The 18194-nt window shown below is 67.8% G+C and carries 11 protein-coding genes; 10 read left to right on the top strand and 1 reads right to left on the bottom strand.

Features of this window, described 5'->3' with window-relative positions; genetic code table 11:
• The first annotated feature begins 30 nt into the window (after positions 1 to 30).
• The 7 genes from KW835_RS01225 (at position 31) to KW835_RS01195 (ending at position 13963) form a co-directional block, all read left to right on the top strand.
• Entirely contained in the window at positions 31 to 6030 is a 6000-nt protein-coding gene (locus KW835_RS01225; RefSeq protein ID WP_218381026.1) for an MG2 domain-containing protein, read from the top strand.
• Between the two features lie 76 nt (positions 6031 to 6106).
• The gene (locus KW835_RS01220) at positions 6107 to 6556 is read left to right on the top strand and encodes an SRPBCC domain-containing protein (protein ID WP_218380457.1); all 450 of its coding nucleotides are present in this window, start codon (positions 6107 to 6109) and stop codon (positions 6554 to 6556) included.
• Positions 6556 to 6978 (top strand): DUF4375 domain-containing protein, encoded by a 423-nt coding sequence (locus tag KW835_RS01215; RefSeq protein WP_218380456.1) that lies wholly within the window; start codon positions 6556 to 6558, stop codon positions 6976 to 6978. Before KW835_RS01220 ends, KW835_RS01215 begins: the two co-directional genes overlap by 1 nt.
• Positions 6965 to 9292 carry a penicillin-binding protein 1C gene (gene pbpC / locus KW835_RS01210; RefSeq protein ID WP_218380455.1) on the top strand — a complete coding sequence of 776 codons (2328 nt, stop codon included), beginning with the start codon at positions 6965 to 6967 and terminating at the stop codon, positions 9290 to 9292. Before KW835_RS01215 ends, pbpC begins: the two co-directional genes overlap by 14 nt.
• Positions 9293 to 9397: 105 nt before the next feature.
• Positions 9398 to 11680 carry a diguanylate cyclase domain-containing protein gene (locus KW835_RS01205; protein WP_218380454.1) on the top strand — a complete coding sequence of 761 codons (2283 nt, stop codon included), beginning with the start codon at positions 9398 to 9400 and terminating at the stop codon, positions 11678 to 11680.
• A gap of 290 nt (positions 11681 to 11970) precedes the next feature.
• Positions 11971 to 13158 (top strand): alpha-hydroxy acid oxidase, encoded by a 1188-nt coding sequence (locus KW835_RS01200; protein ID WP_339385480.1) that lies wholly within the window; start codon positions 11971 to 11973, stop codon positions 13156 to 13158.
• 229 nt (positions 13159 to 13387) lie between these two features.
• A complete protein-coding gene (locus KW835_RS01195) occupies positions 13388 to 13963 on the top strand; it encodes an OmpH family outer membrane protein (protein ID WP_218380453.1) in 576 nt (191 codons plus the stop codon).
• Between the two features lie 173 nt (positions 13964 to 14136).
• Here KW835_RS01195 and KW835_RS01190 read toward each other — a convergent pair whose 3' ends face one another.
• Positions 14137 to 14880: an IclR family transcriptional regulator gene (locus KW835_RS01190; RefSeq protein ID WP_218380452.1), complete on the bottom strand. Its 744-nt coding sequence runs from the start codon at positions 14878 to 14880 to the stop codon at positions 14137 to 14139.
• A gap of 139 nt (positions 14881 to 15019) precedes the next feature.
• Here KW835_RS01190 and KW835_RS01185 point away from each other — a divergent pair, with 139 nt between their 5' ends.
• The 3 genes from KW835_RS01185 to KW835_RS01175 are packed head-to-tail and all read left to right on the top strand — an operon-like array spanning position 15020 to position 18194.
• Positions 15020 to 16564: a class I adenylate-forming enzyme family protein gene (locus KW835_RS01185; RefSeq protein WP_218380451.1), complete on the top strand. Its 1545-nt coding sequence runs from the start codon at positions 15020 to 15022 to the stop codon at positions 16562 to 16564.
• Positions 16561 to 17373, top strand: coding sequence for a citryl-CoA lyase (locus KW835_RS01180; RefSeq protein ID WP_218380450.1), 813 nt, complete (start codon positions 16561 to 16563; stop codon positions 17371 to 17373). The genes KW835_RS01185 and KW835_RS01180 overlap by 4 nt, the downstream gene beginning before the upstream one ends.
• Positions 17370 to 18194: a hypothetical protein gene (locus KW835_RS01175; protein WP_218380449.1), complete on the top strand. Its 825-nt coding sequence runs from the start codon at positions 17370 to 17372 to the stop codon at positions 18192 to 18194. The genes KW835_RS01180 and KW835_RS01175 overlap by 4 nt, the downstream gene beginning before the upstream one ends.

The following is an 18194-nucleotide window of genomic DNA, read 5'->3' as shown; positions in this document are numbered from 1 at the left end:
AGAGGGGACAGCGTGAACGCTCATAAATGGATGTTGGCTGCCGGCTTGACGCTGGCGGCGTGGGGTGCGCAGGCCTTGCAGATCACCAGCTTTTCGCCCCAGGGCGAGGTGGCGAAAGTCCGCCAGGTGGTGGCAAAGTTCGACGCCGCGGCGGTCAATTTCGGCGACCCCAAGGCGCCCGCGCCCCTTGCGCTGAGCTGCAGCGACGCCAACGCCACCAAGGGGACGGGCCGCTGGACGGGCGAACGCGAGTGGGTCTTCGACTTCGAACGCGACCTGCCGCCCGGAGTGCGGTGTACCGCCACCGTCAAAACCGGGTTCAAATCGGCGTCTGGAACAGATTTGACGGGCGCCAGAAGCTATCAATTCAATAGCGGTGGCCCTTTCGTGCAGAACATTCGTCCCGGCACGTACCAGGACATCGACGAAGAGCAGTTCTTCGTGCTGCAGTTCAACGGCCCTGCGACCACCGCGAGTGTGCAGGCCAACGTGTGGTGCACGGCTGATGGTGTGGGCGAGCGCATTCCCGTGAGGATGATCGACGGAGCCCAGCGCACCGAGATCCTCAAAACGCTGGGCCTTGAAAAAAGCGCCGCCCAGGAGCCGCTGCAATACGCCACCCTGACCTGCAACCGCCGCCTGACCTCGGGCTCGCGCATGCAGATCGTCTTCGGCAAGGGGGTGGCCACCCCCAGCGGCGTGCCCAACGCGGTGGAAAAGCGCTTCGACTACAAGGTGCGCGAGCCTTTCTCGGCCGAGTTCAGCTGCGAGCGCGAGAACGCGCAGGCCGCCTGCTTGCCCATTCGCCCCATGGTGCTGTCGTTCAATGCGCCGGTGCCGCGCAAGCTCGCGTCGGCCATCCGCCTGAAGTCGCCCAAGGACACGATCAAGCCCCAGGCTGCCAGCGGCAAGGAAGAGCAGCAGGCCGATGCGCTGGTCACCAGCGTGCAATTCGACGCGCCGCTGAGCGAGAACACGGCCTTCACGGTCGAGCTGCCCAAGGATTTCAAGGACGCCTCGGGCCGAGCGCTGAGCAACGCTGACAGTTTTCCTCTCAAGGTCGCCACCGGAGGCATGCCGCCGCTGGCGAAGTTCGCGGCGTCCTCCTTCGGCGTGGTGGAGCGTTTTGCCGAAGGCCCGGCGTCCGACAACCCGCCTGCCTTGCTGCCCGTGACGGTGCGCAACGTGGAAGCCGCTCTGCGCGTGCAAGGCCTGCAGCCCGGCACGCCCGGTGCTGCCGCCGCCGCCGCAGCGCCGGCAGGCAAGGTGAGCACCTTCAAGCCCGGCACCGACGCCGAGATCATCGCGTGGTTCCGCAAGGTCAAGCGCTATGACAACTACATGGTGGACCGCAAGCAGGCCCGCCAGGACGTGACCGGCCCGTTGCCCAAGGTGCTGGACGACGAGCGCACCATGGTGCAGTCGCGCATGGTGTCGCTGCTGGCGGGCAAGGGCGGCGTGAAGACGCTCGACCTGCCCAGGCCTGCAGGCAATGACGCCCGCCCCTTCGAGGTGGTGGGCATCCCGCTGACGCCGGGTTTCCACGTGGTGGAGATCGCATCGCAAAAGCTCGGCGCGTCGCTGCTGGACGACCGCCACGGCGAGGGCCGCACGATGTATGTGCGCACGTCCGCGCTCGTGACCAACCTGGGCGTGCACTTCAAGCTGGGCCGCGAGAACGCCATGGCCTGGGTGACCACGCTGGACAAGGGCCAGCCGGTGGAGGGCGCCAAGGTGCGCGTGTCCGACTGCCGCGGCACCGAGGTGGCCACGGGCGTCACCGATGCGCAGGGCCTGGCGCGCCTGGAAGGCATCTCCACCGAATCCCCCCATTGCGGTGACGGCTACGGCGAGGGCGACGGCAGCCGCGGCTATTTCGTGAGCGCGCGCCACAAGGGCGCCGACAGCGTGGAAGACATGGCCTTCACCTGGAGCGACTGGCAGCGCGGCATCGAGCCCTGGCGCTTCAACGTGCCCACGAGCGGCTCGAACGAGCCGGACGAACGTGCCCACACCATCTTCGACCGGACCCTGTTCCGGGCGGGCGAGACGGTGTCGATGAAGCACCTGCTGCGCACCGAAACCCGCAAGGGCTTCGGCGTGCCCGCAGCGGGACCTGACACACTGGTCATCACCCACGTGGGCAGCGGCCAGCAGTACACCCAGCCCCTGGCATGGCGCACGACACCGAGCGGCGGCCTGAGCGCGCAGAACACCTTCTCGCTGCCGCCCGCCGCAAAGCTGGGCCTGTACCAGGTCGAGCTGCGCAACCAGTCCAACAACGGCCGCAGCTTCAGCTCGGGCGAGTTCCGGGTGGAGGAGTTCCGCCTGCCGGTGCTCCAGGGCAGCATTGCGCCCGTCGACAAGAAGGCGCTGGTGCGGGTGCGCTCGGTGCCCACCGACGTGCAGATCAACTACGTGGCCGGTGGCGGCGCCGCGAACCTGCCGGTGCGCGTGTCCGCCATGGTGCGCGGCAAGATGCTCAACTACAGCGACTATGAGGCTTTCAGCTTCAACCCGCCGCGCAAGCGCGAGCAGTCCAACGCCAACAGCGACGACGAGGAATCAACGGCCAGCCAGGACGCGCGCGTGATCGCCGCCAAGCTGCCGCTCACGCTGAACAGGGACGGCGCGGGCAAGGTCACCATCGATAACGTGCCGCAGTCCCGTCAGCCGCAGGAGCTGGTGATGGAGGCCACCTACGCCGACCCCAATGGTGAGGTGCAGACCATCCGCAGCACGCAGGCCTTGTGGCCTGCCGGCGTGGTTGCGGGCGTGAAGACCGAAGGCTGGGTGTCGGCCCGCCAGAAGATCCGCTTCCAGGCGCTGGCGCTGCAGCACGGCGGCAAGCCGGCGGCCGACACGTCCCTGCAGGTGCAGGCCGTGGCGCGCATCACCACCACCACGCGCAAGCGCATGGTGGGCGGCTTCTACAGCTACGACAACCAGACCGAGACCAAGGACCTGGGCACGCTGTGCAGCGGCAAGAGCGACGCGCGCGGCCTGCTGCTGTGCGAGTCCAAGCTTGACGAGCCCGGCGAGGTGGAGCTGGTCGTCACGGCCACCGACAAGGACGGCAACACCAGCGTGGCGGCTTCGTCGGTGTGGGTCACGCGCCAGGGCGAACTCTGGTTCGGGGGCGAAGACCACGACCGCATCGACCTGCTGCCCGAAAAGAAGAGCTACCAGCCAGGCGAGACCGCCAAGTTCCAGGTGCGCATGCCGTTTCGCTACGCCACGGCGCTGGTGGCGGTGGAGCGCGAGGGCATCATCGACACGCAGGTGGTGCAGCTCAACGGACAGGACCCCACGGTCAGCCTCAAGATCCAGCCCGAATGGGGGCCCAACGTGTATGTGAGCGTGCTGGCCCTGCGCGGCCGGCTGCGCGAGGTGCCGTGGTACAGCTTCTTCACCTGGGGCTTCAAGTCGCCGCGCGAGTGGTGGACCTCGTTCTGGTTCGAAGGCAAGGAATACCAGGCGCCCACGGCACTGGTGGATCTTTCCAAGCCCGCGTTCCGACTTGGCCTGGCCGAGATCCGCGTGGGCACCCAGGCCCACCAGATCGACGTGAAGGTAGCGGCCGACAAGGAAAGCTACGCCGTGCGCGGCAAGGCGCAGGTCACCATCACCGCCACGCTGCCCGGCGGCAAGCCCGCTGCCAATGCCGAGGTGGCCGTGGCTGCCGTGGACCAGGCACTGCTGGAACTCATGCCCAACAACAGCTGGAACCTGCTCGAAGCGATGCTGCAGCGCCGCAGCTGGGGCGTGGAGACCTCCACCGCGCAGATGGAGATCATCGGGCGGCGCCACTACGGCAAGAAGGCCGTGCCCGCGGGTGGCGGCGGCGGCAAGGCGCAGACGCGCGAGCTGCTGGACACGCTGCTCCTGTGGCAGCCGGCCATCGTGCTCGACGCCAACGGCCAGGCCAAGGTGACGGTGCCGCTCAACGATGCGCTCACCACCTTCAAGATCGTGGCGGTGGCCGATGCGTCGACCGGCCTGTTCGGCACCGGCAGCACCAGCATCCGCGCCACGCAGGATCTGCAGATCATCAGCGGACTGCCGCCCCTGGTGCGCGAGGACGACCAGTTCCGCGCCCAGCTCACGCTGCGCAACACCACGAAGGCAGCGATGAAGGTCGAGGTGGCCCCGCGCGCCACGCTGCTGGACTTGAAGCCGCAGACGGTGGACATCCCCGCAGGCGAGTCGCGCGAGGTGGCCTGGAACGTCACCGCGCCCGCGCAACTGGCGCAGACCCGCTCCCAGTCCATCCTGTGGGAAATCGAGGCCAAGGACACCGCCAGCGGAGCGCGTGACGCGCTCAAGGCCAGCCAGAAGCTCATCCCGGCGGTGCCGCTCACGGTGCAGCAGGCCACGCTGGTGCAGGTCGATGGCAGCTTCAACCTGGATGTGAACCCGCCGGCCGACGCCTTGCCGGGCCGTGGCGGCCTCAAGATGTCGCTGCAGCCCAAGCTCGCCGAAGGCTTGCCCGGCGTGCGCGACTGGTGGGCCCGCTACCCGTTCGCCTGCCTGGAGCAAAAGACCAGCAAGGCCGTGGGTCTGCGCGACGGCGCGCTGTGGCAGACCGTGGTCGCGCAGTTGCCCACCTACCTGGACAGCGACGGGCTGGCCAACTACTTCCCGCTGCGCGACGGTGACGCCAACCGCGGCAGCGACACGCTGACTGCCTATGTGCTGGCCGCCACGCATGAGGCCGCATCGTTGGACCCCGCGTTCGCGCTGCCGGACGCAGCCCGCGCGCCCATGGAGCGCGGCCTGATCGCCTTCGTCGAAGGCCGCATCCAGCGCAGCTTCTGGAGCCCGCGCAAGGACCTGGACATGCGCAAGGTGGCCGCGCTCGAAGCCCTGTCGCGCTACGGCAAGGCGCAGGGCCGCATGGTCAGCAGCATCACCATTGCGCCCAACCAGTGGCCTACGCACACGGTGATCGACTGGGTGAACGTGCTCAAGCGTGTGGCAGACGTGCCCGAGCGCGACAAACGCCTGGCAGAAGCCATGCAGATCCTGCGCGCGCGCCTGTCGTTCCAGGGCACCAAGCTGATCTTCAGCACCGAGCAGGACGACTACTGGTGGTGGCTGATGCAAAACGGCGACGTGAACACGGCCCGCCTGATGCTCGCCGTGATGGACGATCCCACCTGGAAGGACGACATGGGCCGCCTGGCCAACGGCTTCATCAGCCGCCAGCAGGCGGGTGCGTGGCACACCACCACGGCCAACCTGTGGGGCGGGCTGGCACTGGAAAAATTCAGCGCCAAGTTCGAGGCCACGCCGGTGTCCGGCACGACCAAGGCCGCCATGGGCGCCAACAACGCAGCCGTGGACTGGAGCAAGGTCGAGCGCGTGAAGACCACCGACCTGACAGGGGCTGCGCACCAGACCACGTGGTTCGGCGCGCCCGCGTCGCCCGGCAACCTGAAGAACAACGGCATGTTCCTGCCCTGGACCTCCGCCGCTGGCAAAGCGGGTGGCAAGGAGCAATTGGCCGTCACGCACCAGGGCCCTGGCAAGCCATGGCTCACGCTGCAGTCGGTGGCCGCCATCCAGCTCAAGGCGCCTTTCGCGGCGGGGTACAGCATCACCAAGACGGTGACGCCGGTGGAGCAGGCCAACAAGGCGCTGCCGCCCGGCCAGTACACGCGCGGCGACGTGCTGCGCGTGACGCTGGAGGTCAACGCCAGCGCCGACATGACCTGGGTGGCCATCACCGACCCGATCCCGGGCGGCGCGACCATCCTGGGCAGCGGCCTGGGACGTGATTCGCAGATTGCCACCCAGGGTGAAAAGAAGAGCGGCGCGGGCTGGCCCGCGTTCGAGGAGCGCAGTTTCGAGTCCTTCCGCAGCTACTACGAGTACCTGCCCAAGGGCACGGTGAAGATGGAGTACACCGTGCGCCTGAACAACGCGGGCGACTTCGCGCTGCCGCCGAGCCGGGTGGAGGCGATGTACGCGCCCGAGATGTTTGGCGAGTTTCCGAACGCGCGGGTGAAGGTCGAGCCCGCAAGGTAAATCAACAGCGCGCGAGGGCAGGGGGCCGGGGTGCGGCCGGCCTGCCTTCCACGCAGTCAGGACAGGAGCCCTCCCCATGACCGATGTATCCAGCACAGCGCAGCAGCCCGCCGCACCGATCACGGTGTCCGTCGTGCTCGGATGCGATGCGCAGCGCGCCTGGCAGGCGTTCATCAGCCCCGCCGCCATCGAGGCCTGGAATTTCGCCAGCCCCGCATGGTGCTGTCCCCATGCGGAGAACGACCTGCGCGTGGGCGGCGCCTTTTGCTACCGCATGGAGGCGAAAGACGGCTCCATGGGGTTTGACTTTGCGGGCACGTTCACCGAGATCGTGCCGCACCGCCGGCTGCGCTACGCGCTGGGCGAGCACCGGGAGGTGGTGGTCGAGTTCATCGACCTGCCCGCAGGGCGTACCGAGGTGCGGCAGACCTTCACCCCGGACACCACCTTCCCGCCCGACCAGCAGCGCGCGGGATGGCAGGCGATCCTGGACAACTACAAGGTCTACGTGGAGCCGCGCGGCTGATGGACAGCATCACGCGGACACAGGCCTGGCAGAGGCTGGAGAGCCGCTGGAACGAGGGGTTCGACAGCCTCCTCGATGAGGAGAAGCACGCCATCGCCCTGTGGCGGCTGGAGGCCGAGACGCTCAATGGCACCCTCAACCAGTTCTTCTGGAACAGTGCGGGCGACCTGGCGCTGACGGCGCGTTCTGCGCTGCAGAGCCTGGGGATGCCCATCACCTTGCAGGCGCTGGACGAGGCGCTGGCGTTCTTCGGCCCCGAGTACCCGGTGAACCGCAGTGTCCGGGTGGACCAGCTCAAGGCCATCGAAGCGCGCTGGGGCGAAGAAGTCTTCACGCCGGCCTCGCGCACGATCGAGGCGTTGCCCGAGGACTTCGTGCAGGCCGCGGTGGACCGCCTGGGTCGCCTTTATGGCCTGGCCTAGGCTAGCGCCCGCGGCCTTGCTGATGGCCGCCTCCCTGGCCGCGCCGTCCGCCCGCGCCATCCCCACATACGACGAGGTGCGCTCAGACTTCAGGCCCTCCGACACGGTGGTTCTCTCGCGCGAAGGCGAGGTGCTGCAGCGCCTGCGCACCGACGCCACGGTGCGGCGCGGCCAGTGGGTGGCCCTGGCCGACGTGTCTCCAGCGCTGCGCACAGCGCTGGTGCTGAGTGAAGACAAGCGCTTTTTCGAGCACAGTGGTGTGGACTGGCGCGCCGCCTCGGCCGCAGCCTGGGGCAATCTGTGGAATCAGCGCACGCGCGGAGCGAGCACCATCACGATGCAGCTCGCAGGCCTGCTTGACGGCGACTGGCGCCAGGGCCCGGGCGGGCGCACCGTGGTCCAGAAGCTCGGCCAGACGGTGGCCGCACAGGTGCTGGACCGCCGCTGGCGCAAGGACCAGATCCTGGAGGCTTATCTCAACCTCGTTCCATTTCGCAGCGAGCTGGTGGGCATCGACGCGCTCTCGCGCACCTTGTTCGGCAAGGCCGCCCACGGCCTGGACGACCGCGAGGCCGCGGTGGCCGCAGCCCTGGTGAGGGCGCCCAACGCGCGCCCGGCGCTGGTGGCCCAGCGGGCCTGTGGCGTGCTGCGCGACATGCAGGCGCTGGTGGCAGCCCCTCGGCCCCAGCGTCCCGCGGTGCAGGCGGTATCGCCCCGCGTGGATTGCGACGCGCTTGACCTCTTCACCACCGCAGCGCTGCAGCGCCGCGCGTTCGATGCCAGCGAGGGCGTGGCGCCGCACTTTGCGCGCTACCTGCTGCGCCAGCGCGACAAGGACGGTGCTGGACTGCCCGAACGCATATCCAGCACGCTGCGCGCACCGCTGCAGCGCTTTGCCGCCGCCAGCCTGCAGCAGCACCTGCGCGAGCTGCGCGGGCGCAACGTCGAAGATGGCGCGGTCCTGGTGCTCGACAACGCCACCGGGGCGGTGCTGGCGTGGGTGGGGTCGTCGGGCCAGCTGAGCCAGGCGAGCGAGGTGGACGGCGTGCTGGCGCTGCGCCAGCCGGGCTCCACGCTCAAGCCCTTCCTGTACGGGCAGGCGATCGCCGAGCGGCGCCTCACAGCGGCATCGCTGGTGGACGACTCGCCCGCACACATCGCCACGGCGGGCGGCCTGTACATCCCGCAGAACTACGACCGGCAGTTCAAGGGCTGGGTGTCGGCGCGCACAGCGCTGGCCGCGTCGCTCAACGTGCCGGCGGTGCGCACGCTCGTCATGGTCACGCCAGACGCTTTCCACCGCCAGTTGCGCGCCGTCGGCATGCCGCTGCGCGAAAGCGGCGACTACTTTGGCTACAGCCTGGCTTTGGGCAGCCCCGAGGTGCCGCTGCTGCACCTGACCAACGCGTTCCGCACGCTGGCCAACACAGGCCGCCAGAGCCCGGTGGCGCTGGCCGCGCCGGCGCCGGGCCGCGCACCCGCATTCACGGCGGCCATGGACCCGCGTGCGGCGTTCATCGTGGGCGACATTCTCTCGGACGGCAACGCGCGCGCCCGAACCTTCGGCACCGACAGCGTGCTGGCCACGCGTTTCTGGACTGCGGTGAAGACCGGCACCAGCAAGGACATGCGGGACAACTGGGCCGTGGGCTGGTCCGAGAGCTACACCGTGGGCGTGTGGGTGGGCAACGCCAGCGGCGCCTCCATGCACGACGTGAGCGGAACCAGCGGCGCGGCACCCATCTGGGCGGCCGTGATGGGTTTTCTGCATGCGCGCGAGCCCAGCCGCGCGCCGCGCGCCCCGACTGGTGTGGTGAAGACTGCGGTCCGGTTCGGGCCGGGGCCTGCCGTGTCGCTCGTCGACGGACACCAGCCGTTGGAGGCCGCCCGCGAAGAGTGGTTTGTGCAGGGCACGCAACAGCCTTTGTTTGCTATTGATTCAGTAGCTGCACAGGGAGACAAGGCGAGCGTCAGGTCCGCCAAAGGCTCCAGGTCTGCAGCGCACCAGCCTGCAGCCGCCGTGCCCGGCGCGCCGGCGCGCATCACCGCCCCGGCCGCAGGCACCATCATCGCGCTCGACCCGGACATCCCGCCCGCGCGCCAGCGCCTGCAGTTTGCCGCCACCGGCGACGGCCTGCTGTGGCGCATGGACGGCAAGCCCCTGGGCCGGGGCCCGCGCGTGGCCTGGCTGCCCTGGCCGGGGCGGCATGTGGTGCAGATCACGGACGCCCGGGGACAAGTGCTCGACGAGATCCGCATCGAGGTGCGCGGTGCTGGTGTGGCCGCCGCGCAGCCCCGGGGCTCTGCGAATTGACGGCACCCGGTGCGGCGGCTACGGTGAGGTTCGCCATGGAGGGCGCGGCCTGCCGTGCAAGCTCACCGACAGCGCACCCTACTAGAATGGTTACAAAATATTTCTATGCCGTTCCTGCGCCAGTTCTTCTCCCACCGCCTGATCTGGCTTGCGCTGCTGTTGTCGCTGGGAATAGGCGCCTTGTTCGCGCGCACGATCTGGACGATCCGTACCGACGAGTGGAATTACGCGAGCCAGACCAACACCAACCTGGTGCGCACGCTGGAGCAGGGGCTGAGCTGGTCGCTGGACTCCATCGACAAGTCGCTGGAAGGCGTGGCCCGCGAAGTGGCGCGCAGCGATGTGTGGGCCCTGCCTCCGGATTTGCGCAACCGCGTCATCTTTGACAACTCGCTGCGCGCTCGGGGGGCGGGCGATGTGTTTGTGCTCGACGCATCGGGCAACATCGTGCTTGACTCGGGGTCGAGCACGCTGCGACGGGCCAGCCTCGCTGACCGTGACTACTTCGAGGCTTTCGCGAAGGACGGACACCAGGGGCTTTTCATCGGAAAGCCAGTGCCCTCTCGGGTGACCGGCCTGAACGTGCTGCCCATGGCACGCGCCTACCGGCATCCGGACGGCAGCTTTGCCGGCGTGGTGGTGGGCGCAGTGCGCCTGAGCTACTTCAATGAACTGTTCGGCTCGCTCGATCTGGGAGTCAACAGCGGCGTCAACCTGTTCAGGCATGACGGCGTGGTGATCTCCCGCTATCCGTACGGAGACTCGGATGTGGGCAAGACCATTGCGGGATCGTCCAACCTGGAGCGTTTCCAGCGCGAGGGCAGCGGCGCCTTCATTGGGATTGCGGCGCTCGATGGGGTTGAGCGGCTGTACGCATTCCGGCAGGTGGGCTCCTACCCACTCATCATCAATGTGGCCCAGGCCAGCGACACCGTACTGGCCAAGTGGTACCGCAGCGCTGCCGTGCTGGGCGGGTTCGCGCTACTGCTGATGATGGCCTGCGTGGGGCTGGCCTGGCTGTTCGTGCGCGAGCTCACGCTACGCCAGCAGGTTTCGGCCCAGCTGCGCGTGGCCGAGCATGACATGCGCACCATCCTCAACAACTTGCCCTCGGCCATTGGCTACTGGGACACGGAGCTGCGCAACCGCTTTGCCAACCAGGTCTACTTCGACTGGTTCGGCATCCGGCCCGAAGAACTGCGCGGCATGCACGTGAGCGAGCTTCTGGGCCCGGAGGTCTATGCGCAGAACCTGCCTTTCATGCAGCACGCGTTGGCCGGTCAGTTGCAGTTGTTCGAAAGCGCCTTGGTCGACACCCAGGGCCACGTGCGCCACACGCTGGTGACCTACCTCCCCGACGAGTATGACTGCCAGGTGCACGGCTTTTTTGTGCAGGCCACCGACATCACCGAGCGCAAACGCATGGAGGAAGAGCTCTTTGCCGAAAAGGAGCGTGTGCGTCTCACGCTGCAGTCCATCGGCGACGCAGTGGTCTGCGCCGACGCGCAGGGCTACGTTACCTACCTCAACCCGGTGGCCGAGCGCCTGACCGGCTGGCAGGCCTTCGATGCGGCGGGCCGCCGCATCGATGAGGTCGTGGTGCTGCGCAGCCCCGACAACGACGGGGTGCTGGCCAGCTCGCTGCTGGCTGCGTTGAAGACGGGCCTGGGCAAGGGTTCGGTGCGCGGCGTGGTCGTGCACCGCACCAGCAACCAGCGCTTTCAGGTCGAGAAGACCTCCAGTCCCATCACCGACCGCCACGGCCACGTCACTGGCGCGGTGTCCGTGCTGCGCGATGTGACCGAGGCCGTGGTGATGGCCGAGCGCATGGCCCACCTGGCCCAGTATGACGCGCTGACCGACCTGCCCAACCGCGTGCTGTTGCAGGACCGCGCCCAGATGGCCATCACCCAGGCACGGCGCGACGGCAAATGCCTGGCCGTGATGTACCTCGACCTGGACGGCTTCAAGGCTGTGAACGACAGCCTGGGTCATGACGTGGGCGACCTGCTGCTGGTGCAGTTTGCCCAGCGCCTCAAGAAAGCGGTGCGTGCCTCCGACACCGTGTGCCGCCAGGGTGGCGACGAGTTCGTGGTCCTGCTGCCCGGTCTGGAGGGTGTAGAGCCCGCCTGTGGTGTGGCCCGTAAGATCCTGGCGTCCTGCGATGCGCCTTTCGAGCTGGCGGGGAGCGTGCTGCCCATGGGCCTGAGCGGCGGTATCGCCCTGTACCCCCAGCACGGCGACACGTTCGATGCGCTCTCGCGCCACGCCGACAGCGCCATGTACGCCGCCAAGCGCGGCGGGCGCATGCGCTTCATGTTGTACACCGGGCCTGACACGGAGCCCGAGGTGGTACAGGTGGATCCTCCCATGGGGCAGGGTGCCTGAGCGTCCGGCTCGCCGTGCCGCCATCGCCTCACACATGCACATTCGAGCGTCCGGAGTCGGGATGCTATTGCTATACATTTCATAGCTGCTGGCCTTTTTGCAGCAAGCGTTAGCGGCACGAATCATCCATGGCTTGGGCGTGGGCGGTCTGCCCAGCGGCAGCTGCGATGGAAATTTGTTGCAGCCCCGCGCAAATAATTTTGATGGCAGTGCCTTGCCCAACTGCCTACCATCCAGCGCAGACTTGACCTGTTCACCCTGCAACCCCTTCTTGCCTCTGGAGCGTCCGCGTGCCTGACCTGTCCAAAATCACCTGCATCGAAGACCTGCGCGTCATTGCCAAGCGCCGCGTGCCGCGCATGTTCTACGATTACGCCGACTCCGGCTCGTACACCGAGGGCACCTACCGCGCCAACACGCAGGACTTCCAGGGCATCAAGCTGCGCCAGCGCGTGGCCGTGAATATGGAGGGGCGCAGCACCCGCACCACCATGGTCGGCCAGGACGTAGCCATGCCTGTGGCCATAGCGCCCACCGGCCTCACCGGCATGCAGCACGCCGACGGCGAGATCCTGGGTGCGCGCGCCGCCAAGGCCTTCGGCATCCCGTTCACGCTGTCCACCATGAGCATCTGCTCCATCGAGGACGTGGCCGAGCACACGGGCCGCCACCCGTTCTGGTTCCAGCTGTACGTGATGCGCGACCGCGATTTCATCGAGCGCCTGATCGACCGCGCCAAGGCCGCCAACTGCTCGGCGCTGCAGCTCACGCTGGATTTGCAGATCCTGGGCCAGCGCCACAAGGACATCAAGAACGGCCTGTCCACGCCGCCCAAGCCCACCATCGCCAACCTGATCAATCTGGCCACGAAGCCCCACTGGTGCCTGGGCATGCTGGGCACCAAGCGCCGCACCTTCGGCAACATCGTGGGCCACGCCAAGGGCGTGGGCGATCTGTCGTCGCTGTCATCGTGGACGGCCGAGCAGTTCGATCCGCAGCTCAATTGGGGCGATGTGGAATGGATCAAAAAGCGCTGGGGCGGCAAGCTGATCCTCAAGGGCATCATGGACGCCGAAGACGCCCGCCTGGCGGTGAACAGCGGCGCCGACGCGCTCATCGTCAGCAACCACGGAGGCCGCCAGCTCGACGGCGCACCGTCGTCCATTGCCGCGCTGCCCGGCATTGCCCAGGCCGTGCGCCAGGCCGGTGGCGGCATCGAGGTGTGGATGGACGGCGGCATCCGCAGCGGCCAGGACGTGCTCAAGGCCCGCGCGCTGGGCGCGCAGGGCACGCTGATCGGGCGGAGCTTTCTGTATGGGCTGGGTGCCTATGGAGAAGCGGGCGTGACGCGTGCGCTGCAGATCATTCAGAAGGAGCTGGACATCACCATGGCGTTCTGTGGCCACACGAACATCAATACGGTGGACCGCTCGATTCTGTTGCCGGGGACGTATCCGGTCGAGCAAGCGCCTGACTGATTCACGGCGCAGCGCCAACGCTTCGAGCGCCGAGTCTGCCGGCACCATGCGCCACGTGAGCATGCAGGTTTGCTCTGCGACCTTCTGCTCACAGCGACATCCCTTCGCAAGCTCTTGAAACCTGCAAGACCGTCGAATGTCAGCCGGGGCGCCGCCATGGAGCAGCAGCTTTTCAAAAGTACCCGATACCATCCAGTATCTCCAGCTCTCAAGTCGGCACGGTACTTTGATGAACACACTCAATCAGACCTTTTGCTCGGCTGCCTGCGCGGTGGCCCGCCGTGCAGCGGCTGCCTTGGCTGCCGGCATGGTGGCGGTTTGCACGCTTTGGCTGGCTCCGCTCCCGGCGCTGGCCCAGGACCTGAAGATCGGCTACGTGAACTTCGATCGTCTGATGAGCGAGTCCCTTCCCGCCAGGTCCGTAGGAGACAAGCTGGCAGCCGAATTTGGCAAGAGAGACAAGGAGCTGGACGAGCAGGCTACCCGCGTGCAAGCCGCAGCCAAAGAACTGGACAAGAACAGCCCCACGTTGACTGAGTACGAGCGCGCGCGCCGGCAGCGCGAACTCGTCGATCGGGATCGGGAACTGATGCGCAAGCGCCGCGAGTTCAATGAGGAGGTGGCGCAGCGCCGCAACGAGGAAATGGCCATCCTGGAGGAGCAGGCCCACCGCGCGATCCGGCAGATCTTCAAACAGGAAAAGTACGACCTGATCCTGCGGGATGCCGTGCTGGTCGGGCCCAAGGTGGATATCACCGATCAGGTGATCAAGGCGCTGGGCACCATGGCACCGGCAGCCCGGTGACAGCTGACAGCTGACTGCGGCGCTGGGCCTGAGTGAAGCTGCCGTCCTTGTAGAACGCCAAGAGACTGCTGTCTCTTGAGCCCATCCGCTGTCCAGTCGGCCAGCGACCATGGAGCCGTGTTAGTGGAAGGGCGCAATCGCTGCAATGCCGCCATCGTCAGCGCCCGCACCTCCTACAACCCCTTCTGCAACCCTGCAATCTCCCGCTGCAGCGTCTGCACCACCAGCCCCTCCCGTGGCTGCATGCGCGCCGTCATCGCGCTCACGCTGATCGCGCCAATGACCACGCCACCACGGTCCCTGATGGGCACGCCAATGCTCGTCACCCCAGCCACCGCATAGTTGGTGATGCTGGCGTAGCCCTGCGCGCGCGCAGTCTGGATCAGCCCCAGCAGCACCTGCCGCGTGAGGCCGCCGTAGGCCGCGAGCTGCGGCTCGATGCGGTCCAGCACATCCGGCAGCTCGCTCGGGGGCATGAAGCTCAGCAGCGCCAGGCCACCACCGCCAATGCCCAGGGGGCGGCGCTTGCCCACTTCCACTGTCAGCACCTGGATGGGAAAGCTGCCCGACTGACGGTCCAGGCAGAAAGAATCGGCGCCGCTGCGCACCACCAAAAAGGCGGTGTCCCCAGTCTCGGCGCTGATGCGGGCCAGAAAGGGCGCGCATTGGTCGCGCAGGTTGAAGTGGGTGGATGCCACCAGCCCCAACTCGTACGCGAAGTGGCCCAGGCGGTAGCGGCGTTGGGCGTCCTGCATCACGAGGCCGCCCTCGACCAGTTGCTTGAGCAGCCGGTGCACGGTGGGCTGTGCCAGGCCGCTTGCGGCCACCAGGTTGGACAGGCGGGCGCCGGACTTGTGTTCGGACGAAATCAAGCGCAGCAGCTCGATGGCGCGGTCCAGGCTTTGTACGGTGGTCATGAATATCAAATTGGCCGTAAATCCGAATTGTGGACTTTTGGCCTTTGCCAGTGAAGCTTTGGGAGGAATAATTTCCCTTGATTCTGCTCCAAATTCTGAAAGCGGCTGGACTTCAAAAGTCCATATTCCGGAAAACTGCATGTACCCCATCGATTTCTTCCACCGGGCTGCCCGGTTGTATCCCCAGCGCACGGCGCTGGTGGGCGGCGGCCAGGCGCTGACCTATGCTGCGCTGGCCGCCCGCGTGGACGCCACGGCCTGCGCGTTGCAACAGCTTGACGCCGAGCCCGGCACGCGCGTGGGCATTTGCGCCGGCAACACGGTGGACCACATCGTCGCGTTGCTGGCGGTGCTGGCGGCCGGCAAGGTGTGGGTGCCACTCAACTGGCGCAACCCGGCGGCCGAACTCAACCGCATCATTGCCTTCACCGAACCCAGCATCGTGCTGGCCGAGCCCGCTCATCTGGGCACGCTCGATCTGGCGGGTGTGCGGGGCGTGCTGGCCCTGGGCGAACAGGGCGAGGGCAGCGACCTCTATGCCGGCCTGGGCTCTGCCGCCGCCGCGCATGCTGGAATGCAGCCCCGGCCGCATGGCCGCTCGCGCGACGAGGCGCAGGCCATCAAGTTCACGGGCGGCTCCACCGGCGTGCCCAAGGGCGTGATGCAGCCATACCGCGCTTGGGTGACCACACTGGTCAACCAGATCCATGCCTTCGGCTTCGATGCCGACGACCGCTACCTCATCTCGGCCCCGGTCACGCACGGCACGTCCACGTACCTGCTGCCCATCCTGGCGCAGGGCGGGTGCCTGGTGCTGCCCGGCAGCAACAAGCCGGCCGAGCTGCTGCGCAGCTTCCGCGAAGACTGCATCACCACCACTTTCATGCCGCCCACGCTGCTGTACATGCTGGTGGCCGAGGCGCATGGCGAGCGCCTCCAGTTGCCGCGCCTCAGGCACCTGATCTACGGCGGCGCACCCATGCCGCCCGAGAAGATCCGCGTGGTGCGCGACTGCTTCGGCCCCGTGCTGGAGACCACCTACGGCCAGACCGAGGCGCCGCAGGTGGTCAGCGTGATGCGCGCCGACGACTTCGCCGACGAGGCCAACTGGCGTTCGGTGGGCCGGCAGGGCCTGCTGACCGACATGGCCATCATGAGCCCCGAGGGCGCGCTGCTGCCCACCGGCGAGGCCGGCGAGATCGTGGTGCGCGGCGACCTCATCATGAGTGGCTACTGGAAGATGCCCGACAAGACGGCCGAGACCATCATCGACGGCTGGCTGCACACGGGCGACCGTGGCTATGTGGACGAGCGCGGCTACCTGTTCCTCAAGGACCGCCTGCGCGAGGTGGTCATCACCGGCGGTTTCAACGTCTACCCCATCGACGTGGAGAGCGTGCTCGACCAGCACCCGGCGGTGCACGAGTCCGCCGTGTTCGGCATCGAGGACGACAAGTGGGGCGAGGCAGTGCACGCGGCCATCCAGCTCAAGCCCGGCGCGCAGGTCGGCGCGCAGGAGATCATCGCGTTTGCCAAGGAGCACCTGGGGTCCGTCAAGACACCCAAGGCCGTGCACTTCTACGATGACCTGCCGCGCAGCGTGGCGGGCAAGGTGCACAAGGTCACTCTCAAGGCGGACATCACGCGCCTGGCGCGCCAGGCCAGCCAGGAGAAAGCCGCATGAGCCAGAGCAGCAAGACCACCGAGCGCCCGTACACCGAGCTGTGCACGCACTCGCAGACGTCGATCCACTACCGGGGTGACAACCTGGCCGAGGACGTGCTGGGGCAGCGCGGCTTCACCGATGTGCTGTTCTCGCAGATCCTGAACCGCCGGCCTGACGCCGACGACCTGCGTGTGCTCGACGCGGCGCTCATCGCCATCATGGAGCACGGCCTCACTCCCAGCGCCATCGCCACGCGCATGGTCTACATGAGCTCGCCCGAAAACATCCAGAGCGGTGTGGCCGCAGGCCTCCTGGCCGTGGGCAGCCAGTTCGTGGGCACGGTGGAGAACTCGGCCATCCTGCTGCGCCAGATCATCGATGCGCCCGAGGGCGTGGAGGCCGCAGCGCGCTCTGCCGTGCAGCGCTACCGCGCCGAGCGCAAGCCCATCCCCGGCTTCGGCCAGCACATGCACAAGCCGGACGATCCGCGCGCCGCGAAACTGCTGGCCATCGGCCGCGAGCACCCGCGCTTCGAAGGGCGCTACCTGCAGGCCATCGACGTTCTCTCGCGCGAGGTGGATGCCGCCTTTGGCAAGCACATCACCATCAACGCCACGGGCGCGGTAGGCACACTGCTGGGCGAGCTGGGCGTGCCCCCGGCGCTGATGCGCGGCTTTGCCGTCATATCGCGCGCGGCCGGGCTGGTGGCGCACATCGCCGAAGAGCAGCGCATCCCGTCAGCGCGATTCGTGTGGGATCTCGTCGACCACGAGGTGCCCTACCGGGGCGACGGCGAAGGCCATAACAAGGACCGGAGCGGCGGATGAGCAGCGGCATTCCTTCGCGCGAGGTGCTGGTGTGCGATTCGGTCACCCGCATGGGCACCCACGTGCATGGCAACGTGGCCGTGGCCGCGTCGCACGGTGGCGTGTTCGCCGTGCATCTGGCCCTGGCCGAGGGCGTGTCGGGCCTGGTGGTGTGCGACGCGGGTGTGGGCCTCGAGCGAGCCGGCATCGCGGGCCTGGACTACGCAGGCCGCCTGGGCGTGCCCTGCGCGGCCATCCACCACCGCTCGGCCCGCATTGGCGACGGGGCCGACTGCGCATTGCGCGGGCTCATCTCGTTTGCCAATGCACCGGCTTTGGCGCTGGGCGTGCGCGTGGGTATGCCGGCCATGGAGGCAGCGCAGCGCATGGCTGCAGCCGGCCTGTCCGCCGTGGACCCGGGCCCGTCGCCGAGCGAAGCGCGCAGGGTGCTGCCGGGCACGCCGGGCCACCGCACCGTGGTGCTGATCGACTCGGCATCGCTGGTGGCCCAAGAGGACGCCGATGCGGTGGTGATCACCGCATCGCACGGCGGCCTGCTGGGCGGCCGCGCAGAGACGGCCATCAAGCTGCCGGTGTTCGCCGCGCTCTACAACGACGCCGGCATCGGCTGCGACGGCGCGGGCGTTTCGCGCCTGCCGGCGCTCGATGCCCGGGGCATTCCGGCCGCCACGGTGGCCGCGGGCAGCGCCCGCATCGGCGATGCCCGCTCGGCCTGGGAGACCGGCGTGATCAGCCGCGTGAACCAGACGGCTTACGCACTGGGCGGGCGCGAGGGGCAGGGCGCACGCGACTGGGCCGAGCTCATGGCGGCCGTGCGCTGA

The sequence above is a fragment of the Acidovorax sp. sic0104 genome, from assembly GCF_019219095.1.
Lineage (GTDB): Bacteria > Pseudomonadota > Gammaproteobacteria > Burkholderiales > Burkholderiaceae_C > Acidovorax.
Note: the sequence above shows the minus strand (reverse complement) of the source record. Positions and strands in the feature narration are given on the sequence as shown.